This is a genomic window from Acidicapsa ligni (assembly GCF_025685655.1).
GTDB lineage: Bacteria > Acidobacteriota > Terriglobia > Terriglobales > Acidobacteriaceae > Acidicapsa > Acidicapsa ligni.
Map to the genome: position 1 here is coordinate 371,197 of NZ_JAGSYG010000004.1, position 15,148 is coordinate 386,344.

The 15,148-nt window shown below is 55.8% G+C and carries 12 protein-coding genes; 7 read left to right on the forward strand and 5 right to left on the reverse strand.

Annotation, left to right across the window (positions count from 1 at the left end):
- Window positions 1–136 precede the first annotated feature (136 nt).
- A complete protein-coding gene (galU, locus tag OHL19_RS15805; protein ID WP_263358686.1) occupies window positions 137–1,012 on the forward strand; it encodes a UTP--glucose-1-phosphate uridylyltransferase GalU in 876 nt (291 codons plus the stop codon).
- 58 nt (window positions 1,013–1,070) lie between these two features.
- Here the strand turns inward: galU and OHL19_RS15810 are convergent, their stop codons facing one another.
- Both OHL19_RS15810 and ruvB read right to left on the reverse strand, forming a co-directional pair.
- A complete protein-coding gene (locus OHL19_RS15810) occupies window positions 1,071–1,628 on the reverse strand; it encodes a thioredoxin family protein (protein WP_263358687.1) in 558 nt (185 codons plus the stop codon).
- Between the two features lie 12 nt (window positions 1,629–1,640).
- Window positions 1,641–2,681: a Holliday junction branch migration DNA helicase RuvB gene (gene ruvB, locus OHL19_RS15815; protein WP_263358688.1), complete on the reverse strand. Its 1,041-nt coding sequence runs from the start codon at window positions 2,679–2,681 to the stop codon at window positions 1,641–1,643.
- Window positions 2,682–2,857: 176 nt separating this feature from the next.
- Between ruvB and OHL19_RS15820 the strand changes: the two genes are divergently transcribed.
- The gene (locus OHL19_RS15820) at window positions 2,858–3,640 is read left to right on the forward strand and encodes a dienelactone hydrolase family protein (protein ID WP_263358689.1); all 783 of its coding nucleotides are present in this window, start codon (window positions 2,858–2,860) and stop codon (window positions 3,638–3,640) included.
- Between the two features lie 37 nt (window positions 3,641–3,677).
- On the opposite strand, the gene OHL19_RS15825 is transcribed toward OHL19_RS15820, so the two are convergent.
- A complete protein-coding gene (locus tag OHL19_RS15825; protein WP_263358690.1) occupies window positions 3,678–4,649 on the reverse strand; it encodes a glycerophosphodiester phosphodiesterase in 972 nt (323 codons plus the stop codon).
- 127 nt (window positions 4,650–4,776) lie between these two features.
- Here OHL19_RS15825 and OHL19_RS15830 point away from each other — a divergent pair, with 127 nt between their 5' ends.
- On the forward strand, window positions 4,777–5,988 hold the full coding sequence (locus OHL19_RS15830) for a glycosyltransferase family protein (protein WP_263358691.1): 1,212 nt from the start codon (window positions 4,777–4,779) through the stop codon (window positions 5,986–5,988).
- Between the two features lie 27 nt (window positions 5,989–6,015).
- On the opposite strand, the gene OHL19_RS15835 is transcribed toward OHL19_RS15830, so the two are convergent.
- On the reverse strand, window positions 6,016–6,225 hold the full coding sequence (locus tag OHL19_RS15835; RefSeq protein WP_263358692.1) for a DUF6496 domain-containing protein: 210 nt from the start codon (window positions 6,223–6,225) through the stop codon (window positions 6,016–6,018).
- A 392-nt stretch (window positions 6,226–6,617) separates the two neighbouring features.
- On the opposite strand from OHL19_RS15835, the gene gyrA reads away from it, so the two are divergent.
- The 4 genes from gyrA to OHL19_RS15855 all read left to right on the forward strand — a co-directional run bounded on the left by gyrA (window position 6,618) and on the right by OHL19_RS15855 (window position 13,821).
- Window positions 6,618–9,446 (forward strand): DNA gyrase subunit A, encoded by a 2,829-nt coding sequence (gene gyrA, locus OHL19_RS15840; RefSeq protein WP_263358693.1) that lies wholly within the window; start codon window positions 6,618–6,620, stop codon window positions 9,444–9,446.
- Window positions 9,447–9,717: 271 nt separating this feature from the next.
- The gene (locus tag OHL19_RS15845; protein ID WP_263358694.1) at window positions 9,718–11,808 is read left to right on the forward strand and encodes a phosphocholine-specific phospholipase C; all 2,091 of its coding nucleotides are present in this window, start codon (window positions 9,718–9,720) and stop codon (window positions 11,806–11,808) included.
- 546 nt (window positions 11,809–12,354) lie between these two features.
- Window positions 12,355–12,951 (forward strand): DUF5715 family protein, encoded by a 597-nt coding sequence (locus OHL19_RS15850; protein WP_263358695.1) that lies wholly within the window; start codon window positions 12,355–12,357, stop codon window positions 12,949–12,951.
- A 117-nt stretch (window positions 12,952–13,068) separates the two neighbouring features.
- Complete coding sequence (locus tag OHL19_RS15855) at window positions 13,069–13,821, forward strand: YIP1 family protein (RefSeq protein WP_263358696.1); 753 nt, start codon at window positions 13,069–13,071, stop codon at window positions 13,819–13,821.
- Between the two features lie 76 nt (window positions 13,822–13,897).
- On the opposite strand, the gene fabF is transcribed toward OHL19_RS15855, so the two are convergent.
- A complete protein-coding gene (gene fabF, locus OHL19_RS15860) occupies window positions 13,898–15,145 on the reverse strand; it encodes a beta-ketoacyl-ACP synthase II (protein ID WP_263358697.1) in 1,248 nt (415 codons plus the stop codon).
- Between the last annotated feature and the right edge of the window lie 3 nt (window positions 15,146–15,148).

Sequence of the window (15,148 nt, forward strand, 5' to 3'; positions counted from 1 at the left end):
GAGATTCAAATGCGCTATATCATCGGGCAAAAAATATGTCTGTAAATGCGATGCAGTACAATCTGTTTGACTTACTGTTGTAAATGGGTTCGGGAGTTTTCCCCTCGCTATCCAACCTACTAAGAAGGAAACTTGCATGAGCAAACGAGTTCGTACCGCTGTCTTCCCCGCAGGCGGCCTGGGCACACGCTTTCTGCCAGCCACCAAAGTAATTCCAAAAGAGATGCTGGCGCTGGTCGATAAACCCATCATCCAGTACGGTGTGGAAGAGGCCATCGCTTCCGGTATCGAGCACATCATTTTCATAACTGGGCGCGGCAAAGGCGCCATGGAAGATCACTTCGACATCAGTTATGAACTGGATGCGACGTTAGAGCGAAAAGGTAAAAAAGAGTTACTGGAGATATCGCGCAAGATATCTTCACTTGCACGCATATCGTATGTTCGCCAGAAGGAACCTCTCGGGCTCGGCCATGCTGTGCTATGTGCCAAGGAACTTGTCGGCGATGAGCCATTCGCGGTTATTCTGCCAGACGATGTAATCGACGCCACTGTGCCATGCATCAAGCAGATGATTGATGTGTATGAGGAGCGGCAGGGATCAGTGCTCGCGACCATGACCATTGAAGGGCCAGGGATCAGCGCATACGGAGTGTTGGCCGGTTCGCAGGACTCGTCCAATAACCGTATTTATAACTGCACTGGCATGGTTGAAAAGCCGAAGTTCGAAGAAGCCCCGTCCAAACAGGCAATCATCGGCCGTTATGTGCTGACACCGAAAGTCTTTGAATTGCTTGAAAAGACAGGCTTCGGCGCAGGAGGCGAACTGCAACTTACCGATGGGATTCTAGGCTTGCTTAGTCACGAAAAAGTGTATGGCTACACTTTTGAGGGCAAGCGGTTCGATGCCGGAGATAAGTTCGGAATGTTACAGGCGACCGTTGAGTTTGCATTGAATCGCGCTGATCTTGGTCCCAAATTCCGCGAGTATCTCAAGACTCTATCTCTCTAACTGCTCCCTGATTTATAGATCAAAAGTAAGGCCGGGAAGTTTATTCCCGGCCTTACTTTCATGCCTTCCATTTTATGTTGCAACCCAGGCTGGCGCGTTGGTCCGTCAGTATTGGCGCACCCGCAAGTACCGCATCCAGTGCAGCTCGCAGGTCTTCGCCAGTAACTGGAATATCTGTCCGCGGGCGACTTGAATCGAACTGGCCGCGATACACAAGTTCAAACTTGTCATCGAAAAGAAAGAAGTCTGGAGTGCATGCAGCCTGATAGGCTTTGGCAATTTCCTGTGTCTCGTCCAGCAGATAAGGAAAACGAAAACCAAAGCTCTCAGCCTGCTGCTTCATGCCTTCAGGGCCATCTTGCGGATAGGCAACGATATCGTTACTGCTAATGGCAACAATGCCCAGCGGCTTTTGCGCATAGTCCGCACCTAGTCTGCCGAGTGCTGACTCAATGTGTTTAACGTAAGGACAATGCGCACAGATGAACATAACCAGGAGTGCCTTGTGTCCGCGGAAATCATCGCGGCGAACAACCTTGCCGCTGACTACATCTGTAAGTTCAAAATCAGGTGCTGGACTACCCAGCGCTAACATCGTTGATTCAGTTCGTGACATGATCGGCTACCTTTAAAATAAGAGTGGAGATTGTTTGTTGGGCATATCTATCCCAAAGTGTTGATAAGCCAGCCTGGTCGCGATACGCCCGCGCGGGGTGCGATCGAGAAAGCCAATCTGGATCAGGAATGGCTCATACACTTCTTCAAGCGCATCCTCATCCTCAGCTAGAATTGCCGCCAGTGTACCCAGTCCAACCGGGCCTCCATCGTACTTCTGAATGATGGTCATCAGCAGCTTACGATCGATTTCATCAAATCCATGCGCGTCTACTTCCAACATCTTTAACGCAGCGTGAGCCGTCTTGCGATCGATCTCGCCATTACCGCGTACCTGCGCATAATCGCGCACACGGCGCAGCAAGCGGTTCGCGATGCGTGGAGTGCCGCGTGAGCGCAGCGCAATCTCCGCGGCGCCATCGGCATCGATAGGGACCTGCATCACCTCGGCAGAGCGTTCGACAATGATGCGAAGCTCTTCTTCCGTATAAAACTCAAGCCGCAGTAAAATCCCAAATCGCGAGCGCAGCGGCGACGAAAGCATTCCTGGTCGCGTCGTCGCTGCGACAAAAGTAAACGGGCGGATCTCCATTACATGCGTACGCGCCGCCGGGCCCTGGCCGATGATGATGTCCAGCTTGTAATCTTCGAGCGCGGTGTACAGCTTTTCTTCAAGCACTGACTGCAGACGATGAATTTCATCCAGAAAGAGCACTTGCCGCTCGCGTAGATTGGTCAAAATGGCGGTCAGATCGCCCTGAATCTGCAGCGTCGGTCCTGATGTCTGCTGAAATCCCACATCCATCTCGTTGGCGATAATCGTTGCCAGCGTTGTTTTACCTAGTCCCGGCGGCCCAAAGAGCAACACATGATCCAGCGCCTCGCCACGCGACTTGGCAGCTTGTAGCGCGATCGCCAATTGCTCCTTGGCCTTAGCCTGCCCGATGAACTCGCCCAGCCAGCGCGGACGCAGCTTGAGTTCAAAGCTTTCCTCTTCGCCAGCGCGCGCGGCGCTTACCAGCCGTTCCGGATCGTCCTGCCTGTCTTTCGCCATTTTGTCCCGTGCCGTACTTCTCGCAGTCTATCGGGTGCTGGCCCGACGGGCAAACTCCACCTGTTGGCTCGTCAGATGCCCTTGTTTGAAGCACTGCCTGCTCAATTCTGCTTTACGCAAATTTCAGCCCGCTGCTGGTAAAGTTGTCTGGCAGCAGGGAAACGAGGCAAAGCGTCATGATCGTAGTCGAAGAACAGGTGGAATTAGTCACTCCCTGGGGGCCTATGCGCACCCATATCGTGAAGCCGGCAGCAGCAGGGAAGTACCCTGGCGTCGTCTTCTACTCTGAGATATTTCAAGTCACCGGCCCGATCTTGCGTACAGCCAAGGCCATTGCCGGTCACGGATATATCGTCGCCATCCCCGAGATTTATCACGAGTTCGAAAAGCCCGGTGAAGTCTTCCCCTACAACCAGGAGGGAACCGATCGCGGCAATGTGCTCAAGACGACCAAGGAACTCGCCAGCTATGACGCCGACGCTCGCGCTGTGCTCGATCATCTCGCCGCGCGTCCGGATTGCACCGGCCAGCTTGGTGCAATGGGCATCTGTATCGGCGGTCATCTCGCATACCGCGCCGCGCTCAACCCGGACGTGCGGGCAACCGTCTGCTTCTACGCGACGGACATCCACAAGCACAGCCTTGCCAAGGGCATGAATGACGATTCGCTCCAGCGTGCAAGCGATATTCGCGGCGAACTGCTGATGATCTGGGGTCGCCAGGACCCGCACATTCCGCTCGAAGGCCGCATGGCAGTCCTCAATCGGCTCAACGAGGTAAACGCGCAGTTCACCTGGCACGAGGTCAACGGCGCCCACGCGTTTCTACGGGACGAAGGCGCGCGTTATGATCCCGAACTGGCTCGCCAATGCATGACACTGGCGCTCGATCTCTTCCACCGCAAGCTGGGCCAGGGCGACCTGAATGCCGCCGCCACCAGCACCAACACTCGCAACTAACTGCCCCGTAACGAACGGCAAGAAGTAGTGGCGGAAATTACGGATGCAGCGACGGTTTCTGCGCACGCAGCCAGGCCAGTAACCCGACCGGATCATCCGTGATGATCGCGTCCACATGAGCGTCGGCCAGTTTCTGCCACTCTTCTGCTGTATCCGCCGTCCAGGGAGCGACCTGCGCACCATATTGATGCGCGGCAGCCACCTGCTCCGGCGTGGCCAGCATCCATTCAGGGCTGATGATTTCTGCGCCCGTTTCTTTCGCAATCGCAACCAGATCCTTGGTCGGATCGGTATGCCCCATCAGCGCGTCGTATTGCGGACGGCCCACCAGCGCAGATAGCCGGATCGCAGGCCACTGCTTGCGCATTTCAGCAAGAGTGCGCCAGTCAAAGCTCTGCAGAATAATCCGCGACGGATCGACATTGTGCTTCTTGATGGCCGCGACAATCAATGCCACAAACTCCGCAGGAGAAGGCGTCAACTCAGGGTGATTGGGAAAGCTCTTCGTCTCCACATTGAACTGCACCGTTGTTCCCTGTGCAAGATCGAGTACTTCGTCAAAAGTCGCGACCTTGGTTCCCGGCACCGGCACCTGCGTTGGAAATCCGGGGAGCGCCACCGAGCCGCAGTCATACTCGCGAACCTCGGCCAGAGTCATAGTGCGAATCGGGGTCTTGGGAGCCAGCTTGGGGCCTGAGCAAATCCTTTCGCCGGGGTAGGAGTTCGGCGCGAGGGTCGGATTGTGCGATACGACAAGCTGATTATCCTTGGTGACAGCAAGATCCAATTCCAAAACATCCACGCCGTTTTCAATAGCAAATTTGAAGGCAGGAATCGTGTTCTCCGGCCGCCATGAACGCGCACCCCGATGTCCATGAACCAGAATCTCGGTCGGCTGTTTTTGCGGCGTCCGTGTTGAAGGATCCTGGGCAAACGATGTTGCAGTGTTTATCAAACCGAATCCAATGCCCAGCCCAGCGGCCACGAACCATCCCATAACTATTTTCACGCTTTTCCTCACAGGCAAAAGTTTACCGGCCATTTGTTGCAGGAGTGTTGCAGCACTACCGCTTCGCCACCCGGATTCAGCGTGCTGAATTCGCTCCGGTAAACTGAGTTTGGACACAGACTTCCAGATGGCTTTTCGTTTCGCGACTCTCCGCCGCTTTCGTTTCAATCTGCCTCAGCGCATCGCTGCCGGGCTTCTCCTGCTGCTGCTCGTGCAGGGCTTCTGGCTCACGTCCCGTCAAACCCTCTCCGAGCGCGACTACCAGTATGCGCGCTGCGGTCGCGAAATGTGGGAACATCCATCGCCACTGGCAGGCTACTTCACAAGCTGCGGAAATATCCACGATGGCATTCTTGCGTACCGGCTCGCTGGCCTGCCCCTCACGCTCAATCTGGAATACGAGCGCTTCACCGACAACTTCCGCAAGCCAGAGGACAAGGTAGTTCATACGCTGGACGTTCCCGCTTCCACATGGGAACTGCGTCACCAGATGACCCACATCCTGCTGCTGCTGCGTCTGCCCTTTCTTTTCGTGTCGGTGATTCTTGGCGGAGCGCTATGGTGGGTTACGCGGCGGCTCTTTGGCAATCTCGGCGGATACACAGCGCTGACACTCTACTGCTTTTCCCCGGCAATCCTGCGCGCTTCGATTGCGCCGAATCCTGAAATTCTGACCGCGCTCGGATTTTTCGGCGGCATCTATACCTGCATCGGTATGGCACATGCCATGCAAGGCCCACGTCGCAAATGGCGCCCGCGCATGGTGTTGCTGACGCTCTGTTTCGGAATTGTCGCAGCCTCCCATATCGCCGCGCTGCCTCTGCTCGCCGGTCTGGGCTTTGTGCTCATGCTGTGGATTGCAGAAGGCCGCCGCAGCCAGCTGCTTCCTGTTCTCCTGGTCGCTTCCATCGGGTCTGTCCTGCTGCTCTTCGCATGTTACGGATTCTCACCCGACGCCTTCAGTTACATCTTCCGGTCCGATGCAGGCCAGCTAGGTTTCGCGCTTGAGCCTGCCCACCGCTTCTTCTGGACGCTGAGCAACGCAGGCATCACCATCGCCTCCGTCTCAGCTCTGCTGCTCTACCTGGGACTGCGCAAGACTCTCTACTTCGGCAATACAGCGCCGCTGCTGACAGCCATCCTGCTCTTCGTCCTGATGACTTCCGGCGTACCGGGCGCTCCGTGGCTCTGGGCGCAACCATTCCTGCTCACATTCATCGGTGGAGTCTTTGCCGACGCTTACGAAAGCCCGCGCGGCAGGCTGGCCATCGCGGCCGCTGGTGCCGTCGTGCTTCTGCAAGCCATCTTCTGCGTGCTCAGCCTGCCCGGACTGCTCTGAGCCCACTCTGGCCAGGGAGAAATGCCCCTATGATTTCAGCGCCGGAACCTTCTTGCCTTCCTTCCGGGCCTTTGAAAGCCCAATCGCAATCGCCTGCTTTTTGTCTGTCACTTTCTTCCCGCTCCGACCGCTTTTGAGCGTTCCTTCTTTCATCGCTTTCATTTCCACCTCAACATCCTTTGAAGCGCCCGGCGAATACTTACGAGCGGATGTCTTCTTGGCTGCTTTCGTTGGCATATAGAATCCTCCTGCACGCTCTGATGGCCGGATCTTTCGCGTTAGTTGTATGCAAATGAAGAACTCCCACGATTTTTTGGACGCGCCGCGCAGGCCACTTAGACACGCGAATCAGAAAGGGAACTAACTCTAACCCAGGCATTTACAAGATAGAAAATGTCGGTCGCGACGCCTCTAAATTACACGCACCCGGAACCCCGGCAACGATGTTAGGCCGATACTCTTTTCAGGCATTCTTTTCTGGCGCGTAAGTTAAGGAATTATAAGGACTTATTGCTATCTTTTAACCTTGCTCTTATGCGTCGAAAAGCCTAGACTAAGAGACATAGCTAGCGAAGCCCTGGCAAATATCTTCCTGCACCTTTCCCGCCCCTTCGCTGGCGCAAACATTTATGGCAGACGATCACAATCCACAACTCCCTCTTGAAGCAGGCGGCCCACCGAATGGCGGGTCTAACATCGTTTCCATCAACATCGAAGACGAGATGCGCCGTTCGTATCTCGACTACTCGATGTCAGTCATCATCGGGCGTGCTCTGCCGGATGTGCGCGACGGTCTGAAACCAGTCCATCGCCGCGTCCTCTACGCCATGAGCGAGATGGGCCTGGAGCACAACAAGAAGTACACCAAGTGCGCCAAGGTAGTCGGCCAGACCATGGGTGTCTACCATCCCCACGGTGACTCGGCCATCTACGACACCATGGTCCGCATGGCGCAGCCGTTCTCTCTGCGCTATCCCATGATCGATGGCCAGGGTAACTTCGGTTCTGTCGACGGCGACCCGCCGGCGGCCATGCGTTACACCGAGTGCCGCCTGCAGCGTATCGCTGGCGAAATGCTCGCGGACATCGACATGGAGACCGTTGACTTCGTCCCCAACTACGACGAGTCCACCTCCGAACCATCCGTCCTGCCCACGCGTATCCCGACCCTGATCGTCAACGGGTCCAATGGTATCGCCGTCGGTATGGCGACCAACATTCCGCCCCATAACCTCACAGAAATCATCAACGCCACCATCGACCTGGTGAACAATCCCAGCGCTGGCCTGATCGATGTTCTGCGTCACGTGCAGGGACCGGATTTCCCCACCGGCGGATTTATCTTCGGCAAGACCGGCATCGCCCAGGCCTACACCACGGGCCGCGGACGCTTCCTGATGCGCGCCAAGGTCGGCACGGAGCAGATCACCAAGGAAAAGCTGGCGATCATCGTCAACGAAATTCCTTACCAGGTGAACAAGTCCAAGCTCATCGAACGCATTGCCGAGCTTGTGAACGACAAGATCATCGACGAGATCAGCGACGTGCGCGACGAAAGCGATCGCGACGGCATGCGCATCGTCATCGAACTCAAGCGCGGCTCGCAGCCTGAGATTGTGCTGAACCAGCTCTACAAGCACACCCAGATGCAGGAGAGCTTCTCCATGATCTTCCTCGCGGTGGTCAACGGCCAGCCGCGAGAGCTGGGACTGGCTCAGGCCATCCGTTGCTTCATCGATCACCGCATTGAAGTTGTTCGCCGCCGCACCGTGTTTCTCCTGCGTAAAGCCCGAGAGCGCGAACACATCTTGGAGGGCTACAAAATTGCCCTCGACAATCTCGACACTGTAATTCGCATCATTCGTGGATCGAACTCTCGCGCCGAAGCCCGCGAAAATCTCTACGTCTGGGGCAAGGGCGCCGACATTGTCGTCAACCTCGATCGCCAGCGTTTGCCCGGCGAAGAGCTCGGCCTTACCTATCGCCAGATCGATGCCATCCTCGAACTGCAACTGTATCGTCTGACCCAGCTCTCCATCGACGAAATCCTCAAGGAACTCGGCGAGATTCGTATCCGCATCGCAGAATACGAACACATCCTCGCCAGCGAGCCCAAGCTGCGCTCAGTCATCGTCAAGGAGCTTGAAGACGTTCGCGACAAGTACGGCGATGCACGCCGCACAGTCATTGTCGACGAGACCGCCGAGTTGCAGATGGAAGACCTCATCGCCGACGAGCAGGTCGCTATCACCGTCTCGCACCAGGGGTACCTCAAGCGCACGCCGATCTCCATCTATCGCCAGCAGCGTCGTGGCGGCACCGGCCGCACCGGCATGAAGACGCGCGAAGAAGACTTCGTAGCCCAGCTCATCATCGACTCCACGCACGCCTACCTGCTCTGCTTCACCAATACCGGCCGCGTCTACTGGCTCAAGGTCTACGAGATTCCCGATGTCAGCGCCGCAGGCAAAGGCAAGTCCATGCAGAGTCTCCTGAATCTGCAGCCGGGCGAAAAGGTAGTCACAATCCTGCCCGTTCGCAATCTTGAAGAAGAGGGCAAGTTCATTCTCTTCGCCACACGCAACGGCATCGTAAAGAAGACCCCGCTCAAGGACTTCAGCAACGTCATGGCTCGTGGCATCATCGCCATCGCCATCGAGAAGAGCGACGATCTTATCGAGGCCACAATCACAGACGGTAAGCAGACCATCTTCCTCGCATCCCGCGAGGGCATGGCCATCCGCTTCCTCGAAGAGTACGACGCAGAACGTAGCGGTATCGGTCTTCGTCCCATGGGCCGTAATGCCGCTGGCAACAAGGGTATTTCGCTCAAGAAGAACGACGAAGTCATCGGAGTAGCCATCACTATCTCTGATGAAACACGCGATAAAAATCGCGATGAGTACGCCGCCGCGCTCAACATGACCGACAAACTCGTCGCTCTTCGCAACGAACTCTCGCTGGCGAAGGATGCCCTGCAAAAAGCGCGCGAAGACAGGCGACATGGCGATTCCGAAGATGAAGTCTTGAAGGCTGCGGAAAAAGTGGCAGACAAGGCAGTCGATGACGCATGGAAGTCCCTGAAGGCTCTCGATGAGCGTCTCGGCGTCAGCAAATCACTCATCCTGACGGTCACTGAAAACGGCTTCGGCAAGCGCACCGATATCGACGAATATCGCCTCACCGCTCGCGGAGCACAGGGCGTCAATAACCTCAAGGCCACGCCAAAAGTCGGCAAGACTACAGCGATCCTTCCCGTGGATGAAACCTCGGAGTTGATGGTCATCAGCCAGTTTGGCAAGATGATCCGCATCGACACCAAGACCATTCGCGCCGCAGGCCGCTCCACTCAAGGAGTTAAGCTGCTTAACCTCGAACCAGATGACAAGGTCGCCGCCGCAGTCGTCATTCCTGCGGAAGAGATCAAGGAAGAAGATCAGGGCACACTACTGCAGTAGTGCTGGAGCAATTCAGGCCCTGAAGTCACGTCCTAAAGTTATTTAATAGAGCAAGTTGCAAAACACAAGAGCCATCCACTCAGTGGATGGCTCTTGTGTTTGATAAAAGGGATTTTTCCGGACGACAACTATGCCTGAAGGGAGCCTCGTGCCTATTCCTCTGCAAATCGTAGTCATGCAATTGCAACAATGCCGTCATGTCGCAGCAATACAGGAAGCATAGCTTCGGGGACGAAGTTGACCAGGACACTTCACGAGGTGATTAATTCATATGCCTACTGACCGTCGTACATTCCTTCAGTTGTTGACCACGGGCGCAATGAGTGCAGCATTTCCGGCAAGCATCGCCAAAGCACTTTCAATCCCAGCGAATAATCGAACCGGAACGATCGAAGACGTCGAGCATATCGTCATCCTGATGCAGGAGAATCGTGCATTTGACCACTACTTCGGCACGCTTCGCGGCGTTCGCGGCTACGGTGATCCACGCGCTGTAAATCTTCCCTCCGGCGATCCAGTCTGGTACCAGCCCAACCCCTCAGGCGGTTACACGCTGCCCTTTCATCCGGGAGCTCCCGACCTCGGACTCCAGTTCATTCAGGATCTGGCCCATGACTGGACCACAACGCACGGCGCCTGGAATGAGGGCAATCATGACCAGTGGGTTCCGCAAAAGGGAACAACCACTATGGCTCATCTCAATCGAAGCGACATCCCATTCCACTATGCCCTCGCCGATGCTTTCACCATCTGCGACGCGTATCACTGCTCGCTCCTCGGCCCCACCGATCCCAATCGTTATTACATGTGGACAGGCTGGGTGGGCAACGACGGCAAGAATGGCGGTCCCGTCATCGACAATGCCGAGGCAGGCTACGACTGGTCAACCTACCCAGAACGTCTGGTGAAGGCCGGCGTTTCATGGAAGATCTATCAGGACCAGGGAGAAGGTCTGAATGCCGCCAACTCCTGGGGCTGGACCGGCGACAACGCCTACATTGGAAACTACGGCGACAACTCGCTGCTTTACTTCCACCAATACCAGAACTCCCAGCCCGGCAGCCCTCTGTATCAGGCCGCTCTCACAGGTACCGATATCCTGACCGGCGGCACACTCTTTGATGAATTCCGCAAAGACGTTGCCACCAACAAGCTCCCTAAGGTTTCCTACATCGTTGCTCCCGAAGCCTATACCGAGCACCCGAACTGGCCTGCAAACTACGGCGCGTGGTATGTATCGCAAATCCTCGAAGCGCTGACTTCGAATCCTGAAGTCTGGAGTAAGACCGCGTTTCTGCTCACCTACGACGAGAACGATGGTTTCTTCGATCACTCTGTTCCCCCCACCGTTCCCCCATCCGACGCGCTCGGTAAGTCCACCATCGACACCGTGAACGAAATCTTCGAGGGTGATTCCGAATATCCAGCCGGCCCTTACGGCATGGGAGCTCGCGTGCCCATGATCGTCATCTCCCCCTGGAGCAAAGGCGGCTACGTCAGCTCCGAACTTTTCGATCACACCTCGATCATTCGCTTCATCGAAAAGCGCTTTGGCCCTCATAATCCGGAGTTGGTTGAGCCAAATATCACCCCCTGGCGCCGTGCTGTTTCCGGCGATCTCACCTCTGCCTTCAACTTCAAATCACCGAACGCCGCCAAGGTTCCGCTGCCGAGCACTACCGCTTACGTCCCACCCGACAATAACCGTCACCCCGACTACGTGCCGGTACCTCCAACAGAACAGGCACTCCCAATACAGGAGCCAGGAACGAGGCCAGCTCGCGCCGTTCCTTACGAACTGCACGTTCGCGGCGAAGCCGACTTCAATGCAGGCACCTTCAAAATTCACTTCAGCAATGCCGGTAAAGCCGTTGTGTACCAGGTGCGATCAGGCAGCAGTTCCGAAAGTGCACCCCGAACCTATACCGTTGGCAGCGGAGCCGAACTCTCCGACACCTGGAACATCAAAGGCAACGGACAAACAACCTATGACCTCTCCGTCTACGGTCCGAACGGTTTCCTGCGCGCATATCGAGGCAGTGTTTCCGGAACAGACAAAGCCAACATTGAGATCGGGAATGTGTACGACAAGCAACAGAATCGAATCATCTTCTTTGCCGTCAATCGAGGCACAGAAACACGCAAGCTCCGCCTCACCGATTCCTATACGGGAGACGTTGTGACGGGCGACTTCAAAGCGGGCGAAACCGTCGAAAAGAGCTGGTCCCTGAACCATTCTCATGGCTGGTACGACTTCACCATCGAAGACGAATCGGACGCCAGCTTCCGCTATCAATTGGCAGGCCATGTCGAAACAGGCGAGGACAGCATGACCGATCCCGCCATCGCAGCAACGAAATAAATTACCGGTAATAACTCGGGGAGTCTTCACGCTAAGCTGTGTGAAGACTCCCCTTTTCTATGTGCAGACCAGTTATCGGACCTGCGCGCACCTCTCTTAATACTCGAAAGATAAGCAACCCGCCTAGTAAACTGACCTAGCTCAGCTTCTCCGCGGACCCCGCCTATGTGCCGGTCTGCCCTGTTTTTATTGTCGATTTCGTTGGCCCTTGGTCTCACTGCTACGCCGTTGCAGTTGGCAGCCGCTCCTGCGCGCGCTCACCATCATGCAGGTGCCCGCAGCAGAGCAGGCGCAAAGACAAAGAAGATATCGGCAGCAACGAGTCGCACTTCTGCTCGCGCACATTCCGGCTCACAAACAGCTAAGCAAGCCCGTTCGCAAGCGAAATCCCGTAGAGTCAAGTCCGCATTGCCATCGCGAGCCAGGCTAACCGCACGGCCCGTGCAAACCACATTCACTTCTCGTCGCGTAAGACGCGCTATGCGTGGCAGGCGCTACAGAACCGTCCCTGAACCAATGCCGAGATTGCAGAGTGTGCACCTGGCTATGCCTCCTCCATTGCGTGGTTCGCACGAATCCCTGGTGCATCAGAATGCAATGGCCGAAGCCGATGGTCTGGAGCGCATTCTGGACGATGCCGATCTGAACGATCGCATCCTGCATGGATCTCTCGTTCCAGTTCCCACCTCATCTATGCTGCGCGTCAACACCGATCTGCCGGAAAATCGCCGCTACTGCCGCCCCTGGACAGCGAAGTTCCTCAGGGATCTGTCGCAAGCGCATGCAGCGCATTTTGTTGGAGGCTCCCTTGAAGTAACCTCCGCTGTGCGCACCGTCGAATATCAACGCAGGTTGCGCATGATCAATGGCAATGCCGCCGCCGCCGATGGAGACATCGCATCGCCCCATCTCACCGGCGGTACCATCGATATCGCCAAGCAGGGGATGACCGCGCGCGAGATCGGCTGGTTCCGCGCCTGGCTGATTCCGCTGGAGCAGGCCGGTAAGATCGATGTCGAAGAGGAGTTTCGCCAGTCCTGTTTCCACATCTCCGTATACAAGAGCTATACCGAAAAAGCCGCGCACAATAATCTGGAGACTCCACTCGCCTCTGCCTCCATGCTGGCGACACGCGGACGCTGATCCAACACAGCTACCGCAGCCGTATGATTTTGTTGGCTCGTTTTCGCCGCAGTAAAGGTACAATCTCGGGCAAAGGCCACAGTGCTTCTGCACAGCCTTTACGAGAGGCGAATACGCATGAGCGATCTCCAATATCCTGTTGTTCCTGAAGCTCCGGCACTCACCCAGGTCCAACGTGTTGTTTACACCTTCACCGCCCCATCAAAGACCTTCAAAGATATCAAGAGGAGTACGAGCTGGTGGCTGCCGTTTTTGTTGTCGGTCATCTTCAGCTACGCGCTTTTTGCTTCGATCGGCGCCAAGGTAGGTTGGACTCAGGTCACGGAAAATGCCATCCGGATGAGCCCCAAACAAGCTGAGCAGATGGATAAGCTCACGCCCGAGCAGCGCGCAACGCAGATAGCGATTGCAACCAAATTCACAGAAGGGATTTTCGCGGCTGTCCCTGTTTTTTCCATCCTGGCAACCGCGGTCATTGCCGCTGTCTTTTTTGCGACAATCAATTTCGGCTTCGGTGGAAAAGCCACCTTCTGGCAAGCCTTTGCGGTTACCTGGTATGCAGGTCTTCCCGCCCTCATCAAAGTAATTCTTGGAATAGCCGCACTCTTTGCGGGGGCTGCACCCGAGAGTTTCAACTCACGCAACTTTTCCGGCACGAATATCGGCTACTACCTGTCGCCTGATACGTCAAAGCCGATATTAGCGCTCGCCACATCCTTTGATGTTGTGACCATTTGGACATTGGTGCTGTATTCCATTGGGTTTTCTATCATTGCAGGAACCAAGCGCAGTGCCGGTTATATAACTGTTTTCGCCTGGTGGATTTTGATGGTTCTAATCGGCGCGGGTTGGGCCGCTGCCTTCGGATGAGAAGAAGAGCCCTATAAAACTAAAGCGCGAATCGATAGGATTCGCGCTTTAGTTTTTGTATATGAATTTTGAATAGTTATTCCGTCCAACGCCGCATGACCAGCGAAGCATTGATGCCGCCAAACCCGAAGGAATTCGAAAGCGCAATATCCACCTTCGCATCAATCGCCTTGTTTGCCACATAATCCAGAATGCAATCCTCCGCGACGTTATCAAGATTCGTCGTCGGTGGAATCTTCTGGTTCATCAACACCATGGCGGTGATACCGGCTTCCAAACCACCCGCCGCGCCCAGCAGGTGTCCGGTCATTGACTTCGTGCTGCTCACCTTCAGCTTCTTGCTCGTAGCGTGCTCGCCAAAGACCAGCTCGATAGCACGCGATTCATTCCCATCGCCAGCCGGAGTCGAAGTCGCATGCGCATTCAGATAATCCACATCCTCAATCGCAACTCCTGAATCACGCAAAGCCGCGCGCATACTGCGCTGTGCCCCAGCGCCATCCGGAGCAAGGCTGGTCATGTGATACGCATCCGCGCTCATGCCGTAACCGATAATTTCGCCCAGGATCTTCGCGCCGCGAGCCTTGGCAAACTCCAGCTCTTCCAGGACCAGCATTCCAGCGCCTTCGCCCAGTACAAAGCCATCCCGGTCTTTATCGAATGGTCTGCTGGCCGCCTGCGGGTTATCGTTGCGTGTTGAAAGCGCACGCATCGCCGCAAAACCGCCAACCGTCAGGCTCGTTACCGCAGCCTCTGTTCCGCCCGCAAGCATCACATCGGCTTCGCCATGCTGAATCATGCGGAAAGAATCGCCAATAGAATGCGCAGAAGTGGCGCATGCCGTTGCCGTCGCCGAGATTGGTCCCTTGGCTCCGTAACGAATGCTCACCTGGCCCGCCGCCATATTCACAATGGCCGCAGGAATAAAGAACGGAGAGATCTTGCGCGGTCCGCCAGCCAGCAGATTATTGTGCTCGCGCTCAATAATCTCAAAGCCGCCAATACCCGAGCCGATGAAAACACCCACTCGTTCTTCAATCTCCGGAGTGATCTTCAGCCCTGACTGCTCTAGCGCCTCTTGCGTGGCCGCAATCGCCAGATGAGTGAAGCGGCCCATCTTGCGCGATTCCTTCTTGTCAATGAACTGCAGCGGATCGAAGTTCCTGACCTCTGCGGCAAAAGTGACAGGGAAGCCCGTGGCGTCAAAGGCCTGGATAGGCCCAACTCCACTGACCCCAGCCAGAAGCTGGCTCCAGACGTGGGGGGTGGTATTACCTACCCCACAGATCAGTCCGATGCCCGTAATGACGACGCGGCGTGTCACTTC

Coding starts and splice junctions, on each gene's coding strand:
- OHL19_RS15850 (WP_263358695.1), top strand. CDS start 12,355: ATGCCTCCTCCATTGCGTGGTTCGCACGAATCCCTGGTGCATCAGAAT.
- OHL19_RS15845 (WP_263358694.1), top strand. CDS start 9,718: ATGCCTACTGACCGTCGTACATTCCTTCAGTTGTTGACCACGGGCGCA.
- OHL19_RS15820 (WP_263358689.1), top strand. CDS start 2,858: ATGATCGTAGTCGAAGAACAGGTGGAATTAGTCACTCCCTGGGGGCCT.
- OHL19_RS15830 (WP_263358691.1), top strand. CDS start 4,777: ATGGCTTTTCGTTTCGCGACTCTCCGCCGCTTTCGTTTCAATCTGCCT.
- OHL19_RS15835 (WP_263358692.1), bottom strand. CDS start 6,225: ATGCCAACGAAAGCAGCCAAGAAGACATCCGCTCGTAAGTATTCGCCG.
- gyrA (WP_263358693.1), top strand. CDS start 6,618: ATGGCAGACGATCACAATCCACAACTCCCTCTTGAAGCAGGCGGCCCA.
- OHL19_RS15855 (WP_263358696.1), top strand. CDS start 13,069: ATGAGCGATCTCCAATATCCTGTTGTTCCTGAAGCTCCGGCACTCACC.
- OHL19_RS15810 (WP_263358687.1), bottom strand. CDS start 1,628: ATGTCACGAACTGAATCAACGATGTTAGCGCTGGGTAGTCCAGCACCT.
- ruvB (WP_263358688.1), bottom strand. CDS start 2,681: ATGGCGAAAGACAGGCAGGACGATCCGGAACGGCTGGTAAGCGCCGCG.
- galU (WP_263358686.1), top strand. CDS start 137: ATGAGCAAACGAGTTCGTACCGCTGTCTTCCCCGCAGGCGGCCTGGGC.